General features: G+C 38.5%; 12 protein-coding genes. 4 read left to right on the top strand and 8 right to left on the bottom strand.

Translation table 11 applies throughout. The features are described 5' to 3' along the window. Nucleotides 1–40: 40 nt before the first annotated feature. The 4 genes from AN393_RS04610 to AN393_RS04595 form a co-directional block, all read right to left on the bottom strand. Nucleotides 41–1,912: a CRTAC1 family protein gene (locus AN393_RS04610; RefSeq protein WP_055017481.1), complete on the bottom strand. Its 1,872-nt coding sequence runs from the start codon at nt 1,910–1,912 to the stop codon at nt 41–43. A gap of 25 nt (nt 1,913–1,937) precedes the next feature. After that, complete coding sequence (locus tag AN393_RS04605; protein WP_055014444.1) at nt 1,938–3,380, bottom strand: sulfatase-like hydrolase/transferase; 1,443 nt, start codon at nt 3,378–3,380, stop codon at nt 1,938–1,940. Between the two features lie 69 nt (nt 3,381–3,449). Then, complete coding sequence (locus tag AN393_RS04600; RefSeq protein WP_055014445.1) at nt 3,450–4,973, bottom strand: sulfatase-like hydrolase/transferase; 1,524 nt, start codon at nt 4,971–4,973, stop codon at nt 3,450–3,452. Nucleotides 4,974–5,178: 205 nt separating this feature from the next. Next, nucleotides 5,179–7,614 (bottom strand): hypothetical protein, encoded by a 2,436-nt coding sequence (locus AN393_RS04595; RefSeq protein ID WP_055017464.1) that lies wholly within the window; start codon nt 7,612–7,614, stop codon nt 5,179–5,181. A gap of 513 nt (nt 7,615–8,127) precedes the next feature. Here AN393_RS04595 and AN393_RS20665 point away from each other — a divergent pair. The 3 genes from AN393_RS20665 to AN393_RS20415 are packed head-to-tail and all read left to right on the top strand — an operon-like array spanning nt 8,128 to nt 8,742. Continuing rightward, nucleotides 8,128–8,256 (top strand): hypothetical protein, encoded by a 129-nt coding sequence (locus AN393_RS20665; RefSeq protein ID WP_268795558.1) that lies wholly within the window; start codon nt 8,128–8,130, stop codon nt 8,254–8,256. A 9-nt stretch (nt 8,257–8,265) separates the two neighbouring features. Then, complete coding sequence (locus AN393_RS20420) at nt 8,266–8,448, top strand: DDE-type integrase/transposase/recombinase (protein WP_327077725.1); 183 nt, start codon at nt 8,266–8,268, stop codon at nt 8,446–8,448. Nucleotides 8,449–8,484: 36 nt separating this feature from the next. Further along, nucleotides 8,485–8,742: an IS3 family transposase gene (locus tag AN393_RS20415; protein WP_200909022.1), complete on the top strand. Its 258-nt coding sequence runs from the start codon at nt 8,485–8,487 to the stop codon at nt 8,740–8,742. Between the two features lie 157 nt (nt 8,743–8,899). Here AN393_RS20415 and AN393_RS04585 read toward each other — a convergent pair whose 3' ends face one another. The 3 genes from AN393_RS04585 to AN393_RS04575 all read right to left on the bottom strand — a co-directional run bounded on the left by AN393_RS04585 (nt 8,900) and on the right by AN393_RS04575 (nt 11,523). Then, nucleotides 8,900–9,358: a DUF6436 domain-containing protein gene (locus tag AN393_RS04585; RefSeq protein ID WP_408003131.1), complete on the bottom strand. Its 459-nt coding sequence runs from the start codon at nt 9,356–9,358 to the stop codon at nt 8,900–8,902. A gap of 43 nt (nt 9,359–9,401) precedes the next feature. Next, nucleotides 9,402–10,868, bottom strand: a complete 1,467-nt coding sequence (locus tag AN393_RS04580) for a methyl-accepting chemotaxis protein (RefSeq protein WP_055014448.1) — start codon at nt 10,866–10,868, stop codon at nt 9,402–9,404. A 100-nt stretch (nt 10,869–10,968) separates the two neighbouring features. Further along, nucleotides 10,969–11,523: a hydrolase gene (locus tag AN393_RS04575; RefSeq protein WP_055017463.1), complete on the bottom strand. Its 555-nt coding sequence runs from the start codon at nt 11,521–11,523 to the stop codon at nt 10,969–10,971. Nucleotides 11,524–11,681: 158 nt separating this feature from the next. Between AN393_RS04575 and AN393_RS04570 the strand changes: the two genes are divergently transcribed. Next, the gene (locus AN393_RS04570; protein WP_055017462.1) at nt 11,682–16,184 is read left to right on the top strand and encodes an EAL domain-containing protein; all 4,503 of its coding nucleotides are present in this window, start codon (nt 11,682–11,684) and stop codon (nt 16,182–16,184) included. Here AN393_RS04570 and AN393_RS04565 read toward each other — a convergent pair. Then, the gene (locus AN393_RS04565; RefSeq protein ID WP_055014451.1) at nt 16,181–17,077 is read right to left on the bottom strand and encodes a cation diffusion facilitator family transporter; all 897 of its coding nucleotides are present in this window, start codon (nt 17,075–17,077) and stop codon (nt 16,181–16,183) included. The genes AN393_RS04570 and AN393_RS04565 overlap by 4 nt on opposite strands. Nucleotides 17,078–17,106: the final 29 nt, after the last annotated feature.

The following is a 17,106-nucleotide window of genomic DNA, read 5'->3' as shown; positions in this document are numbered from 1 at the left end:
CAAACCTTGCTTTTTACCTCTCATAGTTAACTCTGTTACCTTAAAGATTAATTACGCTATCTACCCTAACCTTAGTTGTACTTATCACTTCGCCATTGCTGTAACGCAAACTCACACTATCGATTTCGTTACACTGGCCTAAACCAAAATGAACGACGTTATTAAATGATTGTGTATAGGGTGCTGCATCAGGTGATACCCGTCTTGTTAGGGTTTTACCACAGGCTTTAAGTGTGGCTATAGCTCTAATTGCGCTGGCATTATGCTTGAGTGAATTACTTATACGCAGTAATGCATAGTGATTACTGTTATTTGCTTGGTTACTAAATAAGTGCCACTGACCTCTGTCGTTATTCATAATAATATCGACCTGACCGTCTAAATTATAATCAAGTACATTTGCGCCTGAGCCTATGGTGCCTAAGGTATTTGTTATTAAACCCGAATGAGTAGCTTGGCTAAATGTGTTATCGCCATTATTAAAATACAGTATTTGCGATGTAGGCGTTACCAAGTTGCCTTGTTTAACAACAAACAAATCTTGGTAGCCGTTGTTATCAAAATCTCCCACGCTTACGCCGGTCGTATTTAAATTTGTTTTAATGCCGGCTTTTGCGCTCACATCCACAAATTTTCCATCGTTATTTTTAAGCAGCAAATCCGATGGTGCTATAGGCTTTTTATTTACGGTATAATGTTTAACATCGGTTACTACACCCGTTGTTGGTGAAAAGGTATTACCCGCCATACGCCATTTATTATTACCTATATAACCAACATATAGTCCTTTATTAGGTTGAGTATCCGGCCAGCCTAAGCCGTTACTACTTACAATATTGATATTTTTACCACTATGTCTTTCACCTTCAAACTTGTATTTATAAGCCCCCTCTCCAACAAAAACATCTTGGTTTGGATAAGGTGATTGGTAATTAACTAAATTAAGCGTATCGCCAATAAGTAAGTCGTCGAACTTAAATGGACCACGTTTAGTATAAAAACCAAATGTGTGGCTTTTAGCATCAAAAAACGTATCGCCTGCTTGTAATGGATTAGCTCGACTTATATATAAATCAAAGTCACCATCGTTATCAAAATCGACTTCGCTTACACCCGTCGCATTCATTATTTTATCACGTAAAACGTTGGCGGTTACGTCACTAAAGGTAAAGTCGCCATTGCCTTTTAAAACACGTAAAGCGCCGTCGCCATATATCACTAAATCGTCAATTTTATCGTTATTAAAATCTGTAATAAGAACTTTTTGACCATCTCGATTAGTTTTTGGTAAATCAGTTGCGTGGGTTATATTGCCAGTGCCATCGTTTTTATAAATAAAATTACTGGTTTGTTTACCACTATTCGCCTGCGGGAATCCCATTAGTAATAAATCTAAATGACCGTTGTTATTGGCATCAAAAAACTTACTAGTACGCCCACGTAACGTTGGCAGTTTGGGTGAAAACTCGCCGCCTTCAATAATTTCTCTTTTGTTAAAATGAAACAATTTAGCATTGCGTGCGTTACTACCCGAGCCACCACCACGCGAAAGCAAAATGTCCATTTTGCCATCTTTATCGTAATCGCCTACGCCAATACCGTGCATATCACCCACAATTAGGTCGCGGCCTTTATCGTAAACGCCTTTATTGTTCCAATACAAACGGATGGTATAACCATGATCAGTAAGTAATAAATCTGGGTAACCGTCTTGGTCTAAATCGCTTATTAATGCGTTATCCCATTTACGCCGGTTTTTGTTTTCTAATTTAATTGCTTGGTGCTGCTCAGTAAATAATGTACTGCCAGGTATTATCTGAGCGCCCGTTAGGGCACTCGCTTGCTGACAACCTAGTAAGCTTGCACCCATGCATAACAAAGACACATGCCATACAACTGCTTTTACTTTCATAAAACCTCCGTGAATTTGATAAAACTTACTTAGTTGTTTTAAACGTTTTATCAAATCGTGGCATAGCATCTAGCCGCCAGTTCACACCCTCTGTAGTTTCATGGAACCAGCTAGGCTGCTGGTTATCCCAGCTCCATTTTTCCATTTCGCGGACCATGTCGGTTAACAGTGCTTTATTAGATTTACTTACATCGTTTTTTTCAGAAATATCGTTTTCGATATTAAATAACTGCCACGGTTGCTGGTTAACTTTCAAAGCTTTCCATTGATTTAAGCGTATCGCTGCATCACTGTAACCTTTACGATGACGAAGAGCATAAATTGGCTCATCTTTATGTGGGTTTTCATTTTTAATAAATGCAGGCCACATATTAGTGCCATCTAATTGTTGGCTTTCTTCAATTTTAGCGCCCGCTAAAGCTGCAAATGTTGGGTATAAATCAAGTGCCGATACAGGGTGCGAAAAACGCTTGCCCGCAGGTACATGTTTAGGCCAATGAAACAACATAGGTACTCTAAAGCCGCCTTCTTGTGTACTTCCCTTACCGGCTGTGAGTGGGAAGTTATTAGCGCCTTTGCTTAATTTTCCACCGTTATCGCTCATAAATACGATAAGCGTGTTATCTAACTGATTATTTTTTTTAAGAGCGCTAACTAATTTACCAATACCACGGTCGAGGGCGAAAACCATACCCGCGTATGTTTTACGATCTTTATTTTTTATATTAGGGAACATTGCCATATCTTCATCTTTAGCTTGTAGTGGTACATGCGGGGCGTTGTACGCTAAATATAAAAAGAACGGGTTAGTTTTTTCCGCTGCTTTATCTACAAAATTTACGGCTTCGCGTGATAGTGCATCGGTAATATATTCTGTTTCTCTAACTTTTTTACCGTTATGTTCAAGCGGTGTTAAGTATTCAAAAATATTTTTTAAACCTTGTGCTTTTTGCTTTTCATAAATTGGCTGGTATTGACTTGGAAAATAATTATGCCCGCCCCCTAAAAACCCATAGTATTCATCGAAACCGCGTTGATTAGGATGATATTTCGGCGCATCACCTAAGTGCCATTTACCAAGAGCACCAGTGAAGTAGTTATTTTCATTTAGTAATTTACTAATAAACTTAGCATCAGTAGGCACGCCTACGTTTGAGCCGCGTGTCGGTAAATTAAATTGTGAGCCAATTTTATGTGGATAACGACCTGTCATTAACGCAGCTCTGCTTGGGCCGCAGAACGGGTGCGCTACGTAAGCGTCTGAAAAGGAAGTTCCTGATTTAGCAAGATCATCAATATTTGGGGTAATAATATCTTTAGAGCCATTAAAACCTACATCTGCATAACCTAGGTCATCTGCAACAATAAGAATAATATTGGGTTTTTGTTCACTTGCATGTATACCCGCAGAGCCAACTAATAGCGCAAGCGATGATAAAGCGCTCAATAATTTTGTGTGTATTTTCATAGTGCCAGTCTCAATTTTGATAATAAAAAATAGTAGGCCAATTAAGGCCCACCAAAGGGCATTTCTCGGCTATAAAAAAGCTTTCATATGATGATTAAATTTAGTTAATGATGGGTCCTCAATACGCTTCAGCTCCCCAGCCATTTTATTAACTAAATCAGTAAGCTGTTTTTTGTATTTAGGATTATCTATTTGGTTTGTGATTTCGTAAGGATCATTTTTTAAATCGTATAATTCATCGCGGCTGTCGCCGGGATTCCATACAAACTTCATTTCAGGAGTACGTATCGCTCTAATACCAAACCAGCCGCCGTTGTACCACTCGTATGCATAAAGTGCTACATCATCTTTGCCAGAATCCGCGCTATCACCCTGCTCCATTAACGGCACGAGTGAACGTCCATCCTCGTCACCATCAAGGGGTAATGACATCCATTGACGAAGTGTAGGTGCAATATCAAGCATAGATACCTGACGATTAATTATTTTAGGCTCAATATTTGGCGCACGAATAATAAGCGGCATACGCATTAATTCGTCATACGCGTAGGGGCCTTTGTCGTACAGGTTATGCTCGCCTAGCATGCTGCCCTGATCGCCGACTAAAATAATGTGCAGGTCGTCGTATAAACCTTCTTCTTTGGCGGTATTAATGAGCTCGCCAACAGCATGATCTATCATGGCGATAGCCCCATAGTAAAAACTGTGTGCTTTGCGCCAATCAGTTTCAGTCATATGGCTTACATCATGCCAAGGCCACCAAATATCGTCTTGTGCCATTGGTTTGTTTTTACGTTCAATACCAAAATTGGGAGGAAGTTTTATATCTTTGTAGTCGTACATGCTGGCGTAAGGCTCTGGTACGCGGTACGGCGGATGAGGTTGCTCAAAACTAACAATCCCAAAAAATGGTTTGTTTGATTTAGCTGCGTTTCTCAGCATTAGTTTGCCTTCGTTTACTTCTTTAGCCGTTACCGTATCAGCATAAGTGCCAGGCAAAGTTTTATAGTAGTCGTGTTTTTCACCGTTTTCATCTCGCTCCCCAGCGTTCATTCGCTCTACATTTTTTTTAGTACCATAAGGTGTAAAGGGCCGGCCATTACGCTCTTCATCTTTATCGTGACCCCACATAAAGTTAGCACCTCGAAGGGTGGGACCTTGAGCGCCTAAGTGCCATTTACCCACATAACTAACATCGTAACCTACGCTAGTTGCACGTTTAATAACGCTTCCCTCACTTAGTGATAGTTCAGAGAGTCTTGAATGATAAAGCCCTACGTTATCGTCAAGCCCCGTTTTATGCCCCCAACGCCCAGTAAACATAGCCGCGCGAGAAGGCGAGCATAACCCCGTAGATGTCATAGCTTGATCAAAGCGCGTACCCTCATGTGCTAACGCATCAATATTTGGCGTCGAAACGGGGCCATTTCTATAGGAGAAAGTGTCGAATCGCATATCATCAAACATTAAAATAAGTACATTTGGCTTTTTCTTTTGCGTATGTTCTTTCCCCGCGTCATTGGCATATACAGTAGATGCAAACAGTGCGCAGTACCCTATTATCATCAGTGATTTAAAATTGAATACTTTCATTATGTGTGTCCTGTCAGGTGAAAGGTTTTACAAATTAACTTACTAAGCATTGTTAAAATAGTTATCCATTTAGCACAATGGTTAGCTTAGTAATATTAATACAAACAATATAAACATATGATGTTTAGGTTTTCAATAAAAAAAAGGGTTTGTCCCTTTTTTAACAGTTAGAACCTGTGTGAAATATACACAGGTTCTAAGCAGATTAATTAGGTGTAACTTCGAGTAGCAGAACACCCTCAGATGGAATATCAAAAGTACTTTTAAGCTTATTGCTGGTCATCAAGTTTTTAATATTTACATTCTTACTGCCTTTAAGAGATAACTCTATATCTGCATTGCCATGACCTAAATTTAAGATATTAACAAGATATTTCCCATTTTTTTGTTTAACAGTACGCCATGTTACCGTTTTAAAATCTTCCCCATTATCCGCCGTTATTGATACATCTGGTAGACTGTCTGATACTTGCTCAAGTGCCATTTTTTTAATTGCTTTAGTATCAGAACCCTTAGGCATAACAATAAGCTTACCTTTTCCTGGTGCTAACTTAACTTTACGTGGTTGGCCATATTCATTTAAAGACAGGCTCTGTTCAGAGTCTAAAATAACTGTACCACCATTATTTAAATAGCCTTGTAGTGTCTTAAATTCATCATCAGTAACAAATTTATTACGATAGACAAGTATCGCGTCCCAATTACTATTATCTTGTTTTTCGATTATATTTTTTGTAGCAAAGCCAAGCGGAAAACCTTCAAAAAACAAATCTTCATAGAGCGCGTAACCTTTACTCATATAGTCATCAATATTAATAGCCGTGGTTTCAGAATAAAATAAGCGAAGCGGACGACGCTGTTCTCTGAGCTCTACAATTTCCTCAGAAAAACTATTAAGATCAAACATTACTTGAGTAACTTCGTTAGTTACATGGGGCTGCATATTGTTAGAACCCGCAAATGCTCCTCCCAAACCTGGGTCAAAAAAGTCTAAGTCACCTTCTAATCGATCCTCTGGCGAACCATCAGGATCGCGTGCCCAAAACCACCCCATATTGGCATCCATACCAAGTAAAGTGGCAAGCCAGTAAACACTTCGTACATAACTAGTACGTGTATCCAAATCACGCCACTGACCCGATGATAAAAAGTGGGACTCTGAATTAACATTAATTTTATTTGGTGCTACTGATTCCATAAAATCATGGAACATAGCCACAATGCCCCAATTATAAGCGTATTTTTCGATCCATTTAGACGATTTACCAGGGCGAATGTTTTCGCTACCAAATGATTTGGCATCGTGCCCAACCATAGTTGTCAATTCAGCTAGAGCTTCGGTATCTATACCTCCAGAGCGAGAGTCTTCCATGAACATACGAGGCATAATTTTAATATGAGTATCGGCGTCTTCATTTACAGAGTGCAGTTCGTTTTGAACATACGTAAACCAATCCGTACTTCTATCCATATTATACCGCGTCCAGTCGTACCAGATGGGTAAGCCTTTTAACGCCGGATCAATAGGGATTTCTATTGCAACACTTTTAAAGTTTTTAAAATTAGTATCCCAATTTTCATTAAGCTTAGTTATATTTCCCTGATATTTAGTGCGCAACCAATTTCTAAATTTATTTAACGTGTACGAAGAAATACTCGTCATTTCTTGGAAATTTTGTGTCCAATGTCCTTTTTCAGCATACCAATGTGGTTCGTTAGCAAGCACAAAACCCACCTCAGTGACTTTTTTACCTTTGGTGAGTTCACCCGTTTTACGAATTATCTTGCCCCATACTTCGCGTGCTAATGGGTTGTCAATATCGAACCCAGTAAATAAAGAACGCCCTTTTCTAACCTCGGGTTCTCGCTCTTCAACCCACTGTGGGATACCCATTAGCCAATAAACTAAAAAACCAATGTTAGTGTCTGGAATACGGGTTAACTCTTTCATTAGCTCCTCGTCAAAGGTACCATCCTCACGCACTAAAAAAGAATTAATAGCGCGATCATGATCAACAGGGTATAAATCTTCACCACCATGATAAAGCGCACCTAAATGGTCGTTGTAAATATCTTTATTTGTAAGCGGTTGCCCCACCGTTTTTGAAAAATAGTCATATAGAAATATTGGCTTACCATTACTTACAAACATGTTGTCTTGTGCTTTAGTATTTTGCCAATCAACTTTATTTACAGGACGACGCTTTATCTCACCAGCCAGCTCTTTAGACAAATCATCTATCCCTTTATCTAAAATTTGAATGACTTTCTTTCGCTCAAAATCAGGAAGGTCTTTTGCTAACTGCTCTTTTTTGTCTTTATAATAACGTTCATAACTAAATAGCTTAACAACAGCGTCGTAATTGTTCTCATCCCAATTAGCAAACTTTAAAAACTGTTCTGCAAACCACACAACGCTCTGCTCACGTGTAACATCTATTTGCTTACGCTTAGCTTTTGCCATTAGCTTTTTAAGTTTATTAATTTTTAGTTGTGCTGCTTTTTCGTAGCTATTCAACGAAGTACTTGCTGCACTTAGCGTTTCAGTGTTTTTTGAGTCTATAACACCTTCTTGCTGTGAACACGCTGATGTAAGTAAAAATAATGGGGCTAGTGTGAAGCCTAATAGATGTTGTCTCATGCTATCTCTCGTTTAGAAAAGTTATTTATAGATCGTATTTATTATGTTTCTAAGGTTTATTAATGATAACATACATCATATGTTTGCATTTGTAATTTGTTTTTTACAACTAAATACTATTTTTCACATAAAAATTAACTTTTATCAAAACGCCAAATTTTCAAAAGTACGTGCTTATTAAAGCGCAAACGACGCTTTTAAAGTTTTTGCTTTCACCATACTGCACGTGTATCTCGGTAATATAATTTTTAGGCACTCTATGGACTCCCCATAGTTTGCTAAAAACCCAATGAGTTTTCTATTGTTGCGATGTGTAAACTATTTAAGCTACACCGTAGTGGCGTTTATGTGTGGTTAAAAAAGCCATTGAGTGACAGAGCAATCGAAGATAATCGTTTGCTTAAGCTTATTAAAGTTTTACGTTGCCTGTGGTGGCACTTACGGTAGTCCTTAGGTACACGAAGATTGACGTGAAGCTGGTGAGTATGCTGTGTTAATCGCGTAGCTAAAATCATGCGCCAACATAAACTCAAAGCGCAAATAGGTTATAAACGTCGCCCTATTAAAGGCGGTAAAACATCGCGCATTGCAGATAACTTGCTAGCTCGACAGTTTAATCCTCCTGCGCCGAATCAAACTTGAGTAAGTGATATTACTTATGTGAGAACCTATGAAGGCTTCTTGTATGTAGCCACTGTCATGAATTTATTCTCTAGGCGCATCGTAGGCTGGTCGATGGATAAAAACATGGACAAACACTTAGTAATTAAAGCATTGCTCATGGCAGTTTATCAGCGCCAGCCGAAAGCTGACGTAATGGTACATAGTGATTAAGGAAGCCAGTATGGTAGCGCTGATTACTTAGCCTTTATGAAAGAATATAACCTTGTACCCTCAATGAGTCGAGCTGGGAATTGTCACGATAATGCAGTTGCTGAAAGCTTTTTTGTAAAGATTAAAAAGCGAATAGTTAAGCGTAAGATATATTCGACAAGGGAAGATGCGAAAGCTGAGATATTCAATTTTATAGAAATGTTCTACAATCCAAAAAAACGCCATTCACACACAGGCGGTGTTTCACCTGCTAAGTTTGAGGAAGCGTATTTTTCTGAGTTAGAAACTGTCTAGAGAAAGCTGGGAAGTCCAAGTAAGAGAAACTCACCAGGCTCGACATTCATACTGTATACTTTATTAAATTTATATGGCATTAAGCATTACCTTGAGTCAATAATGAGATACGTTTTTTAAATTGAAAATCTCAGAAACGATTCATTTTTTACAAATATTAAGCAGTGCAGTAACAACCACTGGTTTTATTAAGTAACAGCTGGCTGTTAAATCCAGCTACAAGATTATTTATAACCGTTTCGACAAAACCACTGCCCTGCGCGCAGCCAAGCCCTTGAGAAAGAGGGCCTGCATAAACAAAGTCACCCTTGTCATTAATAACTACTGCCGCGGGGGTAGATGGGAGCAACTTTTGTAAAGAGGCTGTTTGCTCAATATTGATAAGCGCAAAGTTGTGCGCTTTAGAAAACGCCGCTAATTGCTTTAAGTGAGGTTGAGCTTGCTTGGTACAGCCGCAGTCAGGGTCGGTGACTATAATCAACGCATTTTTATTAGTGGTTATAAATCCTATGTGTTGCTTAAAATTGGCAAACCACCCAGTTTGCTCAAGTACACCCACACTATCAAATACACGTAACTGGTTGTATTGATAATAAACCAGCCCTGAGACAGTCACAACTAGCCACAAAACTATTACTATCCTCGTTTTTATGGCTGATTTACTTAAACTTGGCAATGCTCTGCTCTAACACGGCAATACTTACATCTATCATTTGAACTTTGGCGGTTAACTTTTCGACCACCTTGGTGTCTTGATATTGGCTTTGCTGCATTTGTTCTGTGCTGGAGGCTATTTGTTTTGTGTTAACCGCTTGATCAGCAACAACTTGTGAGACAGAGTGAGCACTGTGGTTTACAGCTTTGATTTGCTCACTCATCGCACTTATGTTTTCTTTCAAGGTGGTGCTTATATGCGTTAAATCAACCACAAAATCAACACATTGACTCATAGATTGGGTTGAGGTTTTACTGTTAGTAACTAAATCTTTTAGCGTTAATGCAATTTTGTCTGTCGTCGCTTTACTGCTTGTAGCAAGGGTTCTTACCTCATCGGCTACAACAGCAAACCCTCGGCCATGTTCACCGGCCCTTGCAGCTTCAATGGCTGCATTTAGCGCAAGTAGGTTAGTTTGCTCTGCAATACCTGATATCTCATTGAGTAAACCTGATATTACATCGCCTGCTGCCACTAAATGATTTATTTGCTCTTCGGTATGATTAAGTAAATTAAGTAACTCTGTGCTTTTAGTCGCAGTTTGCATAACATCATTAGATGCATTGTTGGCAGCTTGAGAAATGCTATCTACCTGTTGCTTTAACACATTACTTTCATGCTCAACTGAACTAAAGCCTTGGGCAACTTGCGCGCCTGAGTCAGCTATATCATTAGTTTGTTGCTTTCTTTGCTCAGCCCCGCTTGCTAACTCATCATGTACGTTTATTAATTGCTGAGAGTTTTTCTGCAGTGAAAGAGACTGGGTTTGTACTTGACTAATCACATCCGATAAATAACCTAATAAGGTGTTAAAACCCGCCACGGCATTGCTATTTTTGTCATCCGCTCTGAGCGAAAGTTGTATATGTTCTGGGTCGTGCATAATAGCTTCTGTCGCTTTGGTTAAAGACAGCCCAGCACGCCGCTCCTGTTGCAATGTTTTAGCAATATAACCGGCTACAAACACCTCTACTATTGCATAACCGGCATGTATAAGTACCGTAGTAAAGGCGAGCCTATCTGGGTCAAATACATAAAAACCAGTGTTTTGTATTTGTAAAAAATAAAAGCTTAAATGATGAATGGCCACAAAAATAATGGCAGTGATAAACACGCGCCAGTTCACAAACATGATTAACATGGCCATTAAGATGAATATTTCGAAGTGTATTTCTATTAATCCAAAGGCTTGTTGTATGTGCAAAAAAGAAAACATCATGATTGCTGCTGCAACCACGTGCCCAGTAACGGGGTTATTTTGCTGAGTTTTAAGTAACCAAATGGGCAATAAGCTTAAAGGTAAGCCAACAATAAATGCTTGTGCAAGTGTGCCAAAGTACACCCCTAGAGCTATTGACTCTACAAACAAAAAAATGAATATTATGGTGAATAAACGACTTACACTATTCATAAATACCTTTAGTTATTAGTTTTATAATATAATCGGGTTTTGTACGTATTAGCCGATAATTTCGACCACATTTTTATTACTATAGCTTAGCCTGCAAACTTTACTTAATAATTGATAAAACCGCTTTAAATTCTGGCGATGCGGCGTTTTTTGTCCATTGAAAAATAATACTTTCTACGCTGGTAATGATAGCACCTGCTTGTTGTAGCTGCATTAAAGCTAATGATTTATGCTCCGGATCTCGTGAGCCTACCGCATCAGCAGCTACATATACTTCAATCCCTTGCGCTATTAAATCTAAACAGGTTTGTAAAACACATACATGTGACTCTGTGCCTATTACTATAACTTGCGTGCGTGTAAGTTGTTTAAACGTAGCATTAAATGTCGGCTCGTTACATGCACTAAAATGTGTTTTTTCAATACTCTGCGCATTTAAAAGCGCGTCTTTTAATCGTCTATTTGTGCTACCTAGTCCTTGTGGGTATTGCTCTGTAACAATGCTAGGAATTTTAAAAATGGCACTAACTTTGGCAATTTTTATTGACCACTGCAGTAAATCAGAAAATTCGCTAATTGCGGGAGAGAGGTTATCTTGAATGTCTATTACTAATAAAATGCTTTTATCAGCATATAAATTTTTGTGACTCATCATAACACCCCGTTTTTTACTTAATTATAATTAGCAAGCGTAGCTTAAGTAATTATTAATGACTAAGTTTAGTTGATATAAGTTGTAATCCACAATTCAAAAAAGTGTGCTATATTTAACTTTTAAATGTACATTCCCCCTGCCCTAGAGCGAGTTTATTAGTGCGATTGAGTATTCTGTTTTTTCTCTTCACCACTGTTTATTTTCTTTGTATTAATAGCGTATCGGCCACCACAAATTATGCTCAACAATTACAACGAATATCTACCGATGAAGGTTTATCCCAAAACTACGTAACTAAAATTCTACAAGATGATTTAGGTTACATTTGGATAGCCACAGCGCAAGGCCTAAACCGCTTTGATGGTTACACTGTCACTCCCTTTGATGGCGGATTTAACCTTAACGAAAATTTCATTACTACGCTTTTTAAAACCCATGAAGGCAATATTATTGTGTCAACTGAGCTTGCAGGCGCTTTTTTGGTTGATCCTAAAACGTTAGCTACTCGCAATATATTTTCAGGTAGCCTTGCTGGCAATACAGCAAACTACGCCTCAATTGAAGCTGTTGAACAGTATCAGGATACTTTTTACTTTGCCATTTTAAACAACGTGTATTCACTGAGTTCTAGTACAAACTCACTCACCTTAGAGTTTACAGCACAAAGTGAAGAGACCATGGTACGCGCGCTAAAATATTACCAAGGCACGCTTTTTATAGGCACACAAGCAGGTTTATTTAGTTACGACCTAAAAACAGAATCTTTACGCTCTCTTAGTTTACAAGCCCCCAATAAACAAACAGCCGATAATAATAATGTTAAGTTTTTAGCTATCGACCCCATGCTAGGGTTATTAGTCGGCACAGTTGAAGGCATGTACGCGTTAAGTTTAGATAAAAAAGCTCATACGCCTGCATATCAAAGCACTAAACGTGTTATTGCTGATTACAATATTTGGGATTACACCAATACACCTTATGGCGAATTTATTGCCACAGAGCATGGCTTGTTCGAATTTAAGCGAGCAAAAGGGACGACTGAGCTGGTACTTAGCTTTGATCAAAGCAAATTTAATATTACCGAAAATACCATTAACGATTTAATGGTTGACTCAAGCGGCGTGTTTTGGCTTGCATCGCGCACGCAAGGTGTGCTTACTTGGTCAATAAACACACGACGTTTTAAAAAAGTAACCTTACCCAAAAACAACCATATAAATAGTATTTTCCAAGATGCTGACTTAACTATGTGGTATGGCACCGATAATGGCCTCGCTCATGTAAATGCTGACAATCACACCACTTATCACTTAACCTCGCGAGACCCTAAAGCGGTGTATGGCGAATACGCAATTTTTGCCATTAATAAAGCACATTTAGAACCCAATTCGCGGTACTTATGGCTAACGGGATACTACAATTTAATTTTATTTGATAAAAAAACGGGGACCACGGTTGCAAAAAAAGATTTAAATAACGTTATGTCCAAAGATGCAACTATTTATGGTGTGTCAGAGATAGCTCCAGATACATTTGCGTTTTATAATGATCACGGCTTTTATGTTTATAATGGTAAAACGGGATTAACACGCGAAATTAAAGGCTTAAAACAGCATATAGACCCTCTAAATGCGTACACTTTTCATCGTCCTTTTAACGATTACCCCAATGAGTTTGTAATAAGCACAACCACCCATTTTTATCGATATAACGAGCAAACAAACACCTTAACCGCTATTTATAAAACCAGTAAAAAAGGCAACCAAAGTTACCACACAGTAGAAAACTGGTTGATTGATAAAAACAACATTTTATGGCTTGCCACAACCAGTGAAGGCTTAGTGGGAATTGATGCACAAAGCTATGAAAAAAAACACCACTTTAACGTCACTAATGCGCTAAAAACGCAGTCTATTTATTCACTTATTAGCGATGACTATGGGTATTTATGGTTTAGCAGCAAAAATGGTTTGTACCGCTTAAATACCGACACGTTAAGGCTGCGAGTTTTTACGGTAAAAGATGGTTTGTCGGTTAATTCATTTAGTACCTTAGGGGCCATTACGCTTAAAAATAACAATATTATGTTTGGCAGCAGTTATGGTGCGATTTCGTTTGACCCAGCTGAGTTTTTACAGCAAAGCAAACAAACAACCACGGCAATAACCGATATTAGGTTAATGTCGCGCGACTTAAACTATAAACCCAGTCAGTTTGCCGTCTCTGCGTTGGAATTAACACATGAAGATATGGGCTTAGAGGTAAGCTTTTCAAATTTTGATTTTCAAAATAGCGCGGAAACACGTTACAAAATTACGCTTCAAGGGCCTACTTCACTCGAGTATGATAATTTAAAGACAAATAAAATATTTTTTACAACGCTACCGCCAGGTAATTACCAATTAACGGCCAGCGCATATAATTTTAATAGTGCGACAGAGTCGAAGCCGGCGCTGTTAAATTTTAAAGTGGCGTACGCGCCATGGAAGTCTCCTTATGCGTATGCGGCTTATATTTTAATTATAAGCACTATATTGTGTTTACTTTTTTGGCAATACAGAAGCAGGCAGCTAGCTATCGCTAATGCGCAAAAAGCGACTATACACTCGCAAAAACAAACCGAGCTTGCCCTTACAAACAATAAAAGTGGCATTTGGGACTACCACTACCACGACGAGTCGGTAAATACTAACCGTGGTAGTGAACTTGGTTATACAAATTTACCAAAACGCATACCACTAAAGCACTATTTAGCTTTGATTCACCCTGAAGATAAACCACGCGTGATTTCTCATTGGTTAAATTTTACAAAGCAAAAAAAGCAAGAGCATTGGCAAGCAACATACCGGTTAAAGCACAAGTTGGGCCATTGGCTATGGTATCAAGATTTAGGGCAAATTATTTATGATGAACAAACACACAAGCCTGTCTCTGTATCTGGTATATACACCAACATTACTGAGCAACGTGCCAATGAACAGCAAGCCAACATTTTAGGTGAGGCGTTTGGACAGATAAATGACTGGTTGCTTATTTTAGATAATAACTTAGTGCCGGTTTCTGCAAACAACAGTTTTATAAAAACCTTCTCACAAAGTCATACGCAACCACTAAGCTTAAAAGTGTTTGTTAAAGCGATAGGTAAAGCGCAATGTAAACGCTATGCCAACACATTAAAAACCTTAACCGCTAAGCAAAACTGGCGAACTGATACCATTATTAAAACCGCGACTAATCAGCACCACCCGATCCATATAAGTGCTACCGCAATCGCGAAAGAAGCAAACAGCATTAGCTATTATGTAATTGTTATATCCGATCTAACCGAGCAAAAAAAGGCCGAAGATGAGCTACGTTATTTAGCTAACTTCGATCCGCTCACACAGTTGCCTAACCGCAGTTTAATGCATCAAAAAATCAGTCAATCTATTGAGATTGCGCGTGAACAACTAACGCAAAGCGCATTATTATTTATTGACTTGGATAAATTTAAACCGGTAAATGACACGTTTGGACACGCTGTTGGTGATCAGCTTCTATGTAATATTACCCAAAGGGTAAGTTCAATGCTGCCAAGTAATGCCACACTTGGTCGCCAAAGCGGTGACGAGTTTTTAGTCCTTATAGATAAAGTTGAAGACATTTCGATTCTTAATCAAACAGTTAAAGGCATAAGCTCAGAACTTGCTAATAAAGTGATTATTGAAGATTTTTCTATAAATATATCTGCAAGTATAGGCGTCGCTTTATACCCGTATGATGCCAGTTCAACAGATTTATTGATCAGAAATGCAGACGTAGCCATGATGCACGCAAAGCAGGCTGGCAGAAACGGCTTTAAGTTTTTTAATGACTCGATGAACGAGAAAATAAAACAAAAACTCATCCTTGAAAACGATTTAAAAGATGCCGCTAAAGATCAGCTGTTATTTAATCATTACCAACCCATTATCGATACGCAAGCGCAAACAATTAATGGCGTTGAATTACTAATGCGCTGGGAAAATAACGGTCAATTTGTCTCACCGGCTTTATTTATCCCATTAGCAGAAGAAACAGGCCTTATTGAAGCGTTGACTGAACAAGCTTTAGAGCGTGCGCTATCTGAACTAGCACCTACTTTAGCTAAAAACCCATTATTTTATATCTCGCTTAATTTGTCACCAAAACACATTTTGAGAACCAATATAGCCACCAAACTGATTAATATTTTAAAACACCATAAAATGAGCCCAGTGCAGCTGCGCTTAGAAATAACTGAAAACATATTGCTCGAAGATAAGCAAAAAGCCGCTAAACAATTACAAAAATTAAAGGCTGCTGGCTTTAAGCTTTTACTGGATGATTTTGGTACTGGCTACTCATCACTCACCTATCTAAGTCAGTTCCCTATCGATGTTATTAAAATAGATCAAAGCTTTGTTAACAGTATTGGGAGTGATAAGAGTGATGAGTCTATAATCAAAACCATTTATACTTTGGCCCAAAACCTTGGGCTTTATTGCATAGCCGAGGGCGTTGAAACTAAGCAACAAAAAGCGTTTTTAGAAGGCTTAGGCTGTCATGTTGTGCAAGGTTATTATTTTGCAAAACCAATGCGCGCACAGCAATTGCAAAGCGCAGAAACCATTGAGCATATTCAGAGTTTAATAAACAATTAGCTATGAATATGTTGGCATTCGTGGCTCTCTATTTGCAATACACTGCTTTTAACATTAAAACGAGCCGCAAGGAGCTTTTCTATTTTTAAGCGACAAGCTTCGTCGTGCTTTTCAATAGTACAATGCTGTTTTAACACTACATGAGCGCCGACAATAATATCATTGTCTTTACGCAGTACCGTCACATTATGTACATTATGTACATGCTCTAAGTCGGTAATAGATTGCTCAATGTCTTTTACTTTAGGCAATTTAGCGCTATTAAAAAACAGTCCTTTAATACAACTAGTAATTACTTTACCGCCTGTAAAGAGCACAAACGAGGCTATCAACATGCTCGATAAAATATCAATAATGCTCCAACCTGTATAGTAAATGAGTACACCGGCTATAAACGTAGAAATGGTCGATATAATATCGAAAAACGAATGTAAAAACACAGCGTAAACATTAATGCTCGCTTTGCGCCCTTTGTAAAGTACCCACGCTGCGGCACCATGAAATAAAAATCCTACAGAGGCAATACTCGACATTAAAAAGCTGTTTATTTCTAAATCATGGCCATCGTTATGATGGGAGATTCTTTCAATACCTTCATATAAAATAACGGAACTAATAGCCAAATACAGCAGACCATTTATAAGACCACCAATAAGTTCAGCGCGTTGGTAGCCATCGTTATAAGTTTTAGCAAAGTGAATGGCTAAGGTAGAGGCAATAAGAGCAATAAATAGCGAGCTGTTATGCACAAATAAGTGCCCCGCATCAGCAAGCACAGCAAGCGAATTTGCGTAATAAGCGCCAATAACCTGAATTACCATAAATGAACATGTGATCGCCAAAGCGATAAGTAGCCGACGACGAGACGCTTGGTGTGTAGTGATTTCTGTCATGAAAAGCTTGAAAAACCTATACTTAAATT

The sequence above is a fragment of the Pseudoalteromonas sp. P1-25 genome, assembly GCF_001401805.1.
Taxonomy (GTDB): Bacteria; Pseudomonadota; Gammaproteobacteria; order Enterobacterales; family Alteromonadaceae; genus Pseudoalteromonas.
The sequence above is the reverse complement of the archived record's forward strand: the minus strand, read 5'-3'. Positions and strand labels throughout refer to the sequence as shown.

Bases quoted from the DNA above. Each gene is read 5' to 3' on its own strand.
- AN393_RS20415 (WP_200909022.1), top strand. From the start codon at position 8,485: ATGAAAGAATATAACCTTGTACCCTCAATGAGTCGAGCTGGGAATTGT.
- AN393_RS04575 (WP_055017463.1), bottom strand. From the start codon at position 11,523: ATGATGAGTCACAAAAATTTATATGCTGATAAAAGCATTTTATTAGTA.
- AN393_RS04595 (WP_055017464.1), bottom strand. From the start codon at position 7,614: ATGAGACAACATCTATTAGGCTTCACACTAGCCCCATTATTTTTACTT.
- AN393_RS04565 (WP_055014451.1), bottom strand. From the start codon at position 17,077: ATGACAGAAATCACTACACACCAAGCGTCTCGTCGTCGGCTACTTATC.
- AN393_RS04605 (WP_055014444.1), bottom strand. From the start codon at position 3,380: ATGAAAATACACACAAAATTATTGAGCGCTTTATCATCGCTTGCGCTA.
- AN393_RS04600 (WP_055014445.1), bottom strand. From the start codon at position 4,973: ATGAAAGTATTCAATTTTAAATCACTGATGATAATAGGGTACTGCGCA.
- AN393_RS04580 (WP_055014448.1), bottom strand. From the start codon at position 10,868: ATGAATAGTGTAAGTCGTTTATTCACCATAATATTCATTTTTTTGTTT.
- AN393_RS04610 (WP_055017481.1), bottom strand. From the start codon at position 1,912: ATGAAAGTAAAAGCAGTTGTATGGCATGTGTCTTTGTTATGCATGGGT.
- AN393_RS20665 (WP_268795558.1), top strand. From the start codon at position 8,128: ATGCGCCAACATAAACTCAAAGCGCAAATAGGTTATAAACGTCGCCCT.